The sequence below is a fragment of the Flavobacterium algoris genome, from assembly GCF_048158525.1.
Taxonomy (GTDB): Bacteria; Bacteroidota; Bacteroidia; order Flavobacteriales; family Flavobacteriaceae; genus Flavobacterium; species Flavobacterium algoris.
On the sequence record NZ_JBLNKT010000052.1, the window covers coordinates 1 to 5,583 of the forward strand.

General features: G+C 35.9%; 3 protein-coding genes. All 3 read right to left on the reverse strand.

The window, feature by feature from the left end:
* Nucleotides 1–1,863, reverse strand: a 1,863-nt coding sequence (locus ACM55I_RS16155) for an OmpA family protein (protein WP_416847871.1), incomplete at its 3' end; no start/stop codon positions are given.
* A gap of 11 nt (nucleotides 1,864–1,874) precedes the next feature.
* Complete coding sequence (locus ACM55I_RS16160; protein WP_416847872.1) at nucleotides 1,875–2,783, reverse strand: PorP/SprF family type IX secretion system membrane protein; 909 nt, start codon at nucleotides 2,781–2,783, stop codon at nucleotides 1,875–1,877.
* A gap of 143 nt (nucleotides 2,784–2,926) precedes the next feature.
* A partial coding sequence (locus tag ACM55I_RS16165; RefSeq protein ID WP_416847873.1) for an HYR-like domain-containing protein occupies nucleotides 2,927–5,583 on the reverse strand: 2,657 nt, incomplete at its 5' end.

Here is a 5,583-nt window from a genome sequence, read left to right on the forward strand (position 1 = left end):
TTTATTTACGAGTTGTGTTTCTCCATATCCTTTTCCGGTTAATCTGCTTGAATCAACACCTTTTTTGATTAACCAGTTTATGGTGGACTTAGCTCTTCTATCAGATAAAGCTTCATTATATTTGAAAGTTTGTCTGCTGTCAGTATGGGAGCGTATATCAAGTTTCATAGTTGGATTTTGATTTAAAACATCTAATATTTTTTCTAAATCCAAAGCAGCTTCAGTTCTAATATTAGATTTATCTAAATCGAAATAAATCATTTTTATACCAAAGCATTTACCTAAATCATCACCAATGGTAACTTTGCATTTTTCTTTTTCCAATGCAATTGGTAAGTATGTTTTTCCTTTATCGTTCGCAATAGTGATTTTTTGTTCTTTTGTGTTATATTCTATTTTTTCAGCTCTTACACTATAGGTTTTTCCACATTCCACAGTAAAAGAATAATTTCCTTTTGCATCAGAAGTAGTTGTACTGACCAAATTAAATTGACTGTCGTATAAGGTAACTTTTGCATCTGAAAGTAGTTCTGCTGTAGTTAAATCAGTAATTTCACCATATAAAAGCTGCTCACAAGTAAGTCTTTTGGTTTCTAAGAATTTATAAATATCATCGTATCCTTGTCCACCATCTCTATTGGAGCTAAAAAAACCCCTTCTTGATTTTGTATCTATTAAATAAGCAAAATCATCTTTAGGCGAATTAACATTTTCTCCTACATTTTGCACCTCACTTAAAGTACCATCTGGATTTATTTTAGATACAAAAACATCCAATCCTCCAAGACCGGGATGCCCGTCTGAGGCAAAATAGATTTCATTTTCATCATTTACAAAAGGGAAAGTTTCTCTTCCTTCCGTATTGATTTTATTTCCTAAATTTTCTGGTGTTCCAAAAGTCCCATCGTCATTTATTTTCACCTTGAATAAATCAGACTGTCCTAATGTTCCTGGCATATCTGAAGCAAAATATAATGTCTTCCCATCAGGGCTTAATGCTGGATGTGCCGTACTGTAATTATTACTGTCAAAAGGCAGTTCAGTTACATTAGTCCATTTATCATTTTCTAAACTGGCTTTGTATATTTTTATTAAAGTAATTTTATTTCCATCTTTTCCTTTTTTTCCATCAAGATAGTTATTTCGTGTAAAATACATGGTTTTGCCATCATTAGTAAATACAGGAGTAGATTCATGGAACTTTGAATTTATAGTCGTACCAAATTTTTCAGGTATACCTGGAGTCATGTTATCACCTAAATCAGCAGAATATAAATTAGTAAAATGCTGATTGGTCCAGGTATGTTTTCTTTGTCCTAAACTTCCAGTATCTCTAGCTGAAGCAAATACTATTTTGTTTAAATATATTGTAGTTCCGTAATCAGAATATTTTGAATTGATACCCGCATCTTCCACTTGATATCTTCCTGAATTGGCTTTAATGGCTTCTAAATAATTAGTATTTTGTTTGAAAAGTTTCCCTCTATTGTCGTTTCCTAATTTTTGATTGAATAATTCCAGCATTTCATTGGCTTTGTCATTTTGGCCAATAGATCTCAAAGATTGCGCATAACGATAGTAATATTCAGGTTCTAAATCATTGTTATTCATGGCAAATAATTCTCCATACCATTTAGCTGCTTTATCCAAGTCGGCATTGAAGTAATAGGCATTTCCTAATTTTTTAAACAGATCCGTTGATTTATATCCTTTTTCAGCAACTCTCTCATAGGTTTTTATAGCGTCTACATAGGCATAGTTTTCATACTTTTTATCAGCTGTAGCCAATTTTGCTTTTTGGGAATAAGTATTAAAAGAAAAAATACTTATTATTGTTATGTATAGGAGTATCTTATTTTTCATAATAATTATTTTTAGAAGAATCTTGGAGTTGTAATTTTGTTATTATTTTTAAATAATTCATATCGCAAGAATATCTCATGTGACCCGGAATTATAATGTTTTAAATTGGTTGTTTCATGGTCATAACCATAGCCTACATACATCCCATCCGAAACCTGAAATCCAGCCATGGCACTTATTGCGGCACTCCATCTATAAGCTACTCCCACTACAAACTTGTTATTGAACATGAAATTTCCTGATACATCAACTTGAAGAGGAGCACCTCCAACAACTTTTGTTAATAATGCGGGTTTAAATTTTATGTAATCATTCATATCAAATACATAACCTGCAATTAAGTAATAATTAATTTTCTCTTTAAAAATAGCTACTTCATTATCATCATACCGATTGCTTTCTATGAAATTAGGTATTGAAAACCCTAGATAAGCCTTGTCTGAATGTAAATAAACACCTGCACCAATATTTGGGGTGAATTTATTATTGAAATCATGTATACTAGGGTCATTGTCAACAGGGTTTAATCGGTTAACATCTAGATTAAAAAAATTAGCTGTTGCTTTTATTCCAAATGATAGTTTAAAAGTTTCTGAAGTAGGGATAGTATATGATAAATCAGTTGAAATCGTATTCTCAGTTGTAGGACCAATTCTGTCATTTATAATGGATACTCCCAAACCTAAATTACTTCCATTTAGGGGAGTATTGACAGATACTGCATTAGTGACTGGAGCACCATCGAGTCCTACCCATTGTGTACGATGTAGCGCAAAAATACTCAGAGCACCTCTAGATCCAGCATAAGCGGGATTAATATTGATGGTGTTGTACATGTATTGAGTAAATTGAGCATCTTGTTGCGCAAAACTTACAAAGGCTGTAAAGATCAAAGCGAAAGAAAATATTTTTGTTTTCATAGTAGATACTTATTATTTTAAATTATCTATCAAATTTATTTTTGATTGTTTTGATAAAATTATTTAAGGTTTGTTATTCAAGAAAAAGGGCGATTTGTATTAATTATACCTGAGGACAAAATGCCCTCAGGTATTAAATTTAATTATTTAGTTAGATATAAATACCCGTCTTTTTTATTGGTTACAGATTTTCCATTACCATCAATAGAGGTATAGTTCAAGATATAAAAGTAGGTTCCGGTTGGTAAACCTGAAGTTTGTTGGATAGTTGATCTACCTTGAGAAACACCATCAAAAAAGTTACTTGTATTATTATATCCTTTAGTTTCAAAAACCAATACTCCCCAACGGTTATAAATTTCAACGGTATTATCTGGATAACAAATTGTATCGTCAATATTATCGATTATGAATTTTTCATTAATTCCGTCACCATTTGGTGAGAAAGCATTATGGACTAATACAGTTCCACAGGCTAATACAACACCACCACAACCAGTATTTACGGTCATGACCACTCTTATAGTTCTTGGACAAGTTGCATCGTTAATTTTATATTCAAAAATATAATCTTTAACAGAAAGTCCAGAAGCATTAAGTATACTTGCTTGTAATCCCCCCGAATTATTTACATCAATCCAAGTTCCGTTTGTAGGAGTTCCTGCTGGTAATAGATCACTTAGGTTAGTAGTTGTAATTTCTCCATCATTACAAATTGAGCTATTTATTGTCACAATATTATTGGCAATAGTAACATTAATGATTTGAATAAATTCGGATGCATTTCCACAGGCATCAGCCACCAACCATTTTCTTACAATAGAATAAGAATTTTCGGTTCTGTTAATAATGTTTTCAGTAAATACAGCTGGAGAAACTGCGGAACAATTATCTACAAAAACCAGTTCAGGTTTAGCAGGAATTGCATCACAATTCACATCAATAGTTGATGTAAAAGCTGTTGCTGTAGTTGGACCTACGGTATCAATTACATTGATAGTTTGTGAAGCTGTAGTAGCATTTCCACAAGTATCAGTTGCAGTCCAAGTTCTGATTATAGAATAAGAACCAGCACACTGACCATTAGTTGTTACATCTTCAGAAGTCAAAGTTACAGATGAACCACATTCGTCAGTTGCAGTAGCTGTGGCGAAAGTTGGCACTGCAGAACAAGAGACGGTTGAAGCTTCAGGCAATGTTGCTATAACAGGAGCAGTTGTATCAATTACATTAATAGTTTGTGAAGCTGTAGCAGCATTTCCACAAGCATCAGTCGCAGTCCAAGTTCTGGTTATAGAATAGGAACCAGCACACTGACCATTAGTTGTTACATCTTCAGAAGTCAAAGTTACAGATGAACCACATTCGTCAGTTGCAGTAGCTGTGGCGAAAGTTGGCACTGCAGAACAAGAGACAGTTGAAGCTTCAGGCAATGTTGCAATAACTGGAGCAGTTTTATCCTGAACGGTAATTACTTGTGCTTTAGAAGCAGTGTTTCCACAAACATCTGTCGCAGTCCAAGTTCTGGTTAGCGTATAGTTGCTGGCACAATTTCCGTCAGTTCTAACTTCTTCGAAAGTCACTACAGGAGCCGCATCACAATTATCAGTAGCCTTTAAAGTAGCTGCAGCAGGAACTGCAGAACATTCAGCGATTACATCGGCAGGAGCCTCGCTCAATACCGGAGCAGTTTTATCTTGAACGGTAATTACCTGTGCTTTAGAAGCAGTGTTTCCACAAACATCTGTCGCAGTCCAAGTTCTGGTTAGCGTATAGTTGCTGGCACAATTTCCGTCAGTTCTAACTTCTTCGAAAGTCACTACAGGAGCCGCATCACAATTATCAGTAGCCGTTAAAGTAGTAGCAGCAGGAACTGCAGAACATTCAGCGGTTACATCGGCAGGAGCCTCGCTCAATACCGGAGCAGTTTTATCCTGAACGGTAATTACTTGTGCTTTAGAAGCAGTGTTTCCACAAACATCCGTCGCAGTCCAAGTTCTGGTTAGCGTATAGTTGCTGGCACAATTTCCGTCAGTTCTAACTTCTTCGAAAGTCACTACAGGAGCCGTATCACAATTATCAGTAGCCGTTAAAGTAGCAGCAGCAGGAACTGCAGAACATTCAGCGGTTACATCGGCAGGAGCCTCGCTCAATACCGGAGCAGTTTTATCTTGAACGGTAATTACTTGTGCTTTAGAAGCAGTGTTTCCACAAACATCTGTCGCAGTCCAAGTTCTGGTTAGCGTATAGTTGCTGGCACAATTTCCGTCAGTTCTAACTTCTTCGAAAGTCACTACAGGAGCCGCATCACAATTATCAGTAGCCGTTAAAGTACCAGCAGCAGGAACTGCAGAACATTCAGCGGTTACATCGGCAGGAGCCTCGCTCAATACCGGAGCAGTTTTATCTTGAACGGTAATTACCTGTGCTTTAGAAGCAGTGTTTCCACAAACATCTGTCGCAGTCCAAGTTCTGGTTAGCGTATAGTTGCTGGCACAATTTCCGTTTGTTTTAACTTCTTCGAAAGTCACTACAGGAGCCGCATCACAATTATCAGTAGCCGTTAAAGTAGTAGCAGCAGGAACTGCAGAACATTCAGCGGTTACATCGGCAGGAGTCTCGCTCAATACCGGAGCAGTTTTATCCTGAACGGTAATTACTTGTGCTTTAGAAGCAGTGTTTCCACAAACATCCGTCGCAGTCCAAGTTCTGGTTAGCGTATAGTTGCTGGTACAATTTCCGTTTGTTTTAACTTCTTCGAAAGTCACTACAGGAGCCGCATCACAATTATCAGTAGCCG

Excerpts from the sequence above, each read along its gene's own strand:
- ACM55I_RS16160 (WP_416847872.1), bottom strand. The coding sequence starts at position 2,783 with ATGAAAACAAAAATATTTTCTTTCGCTTTGATCTTTACAGCCTTTGTA.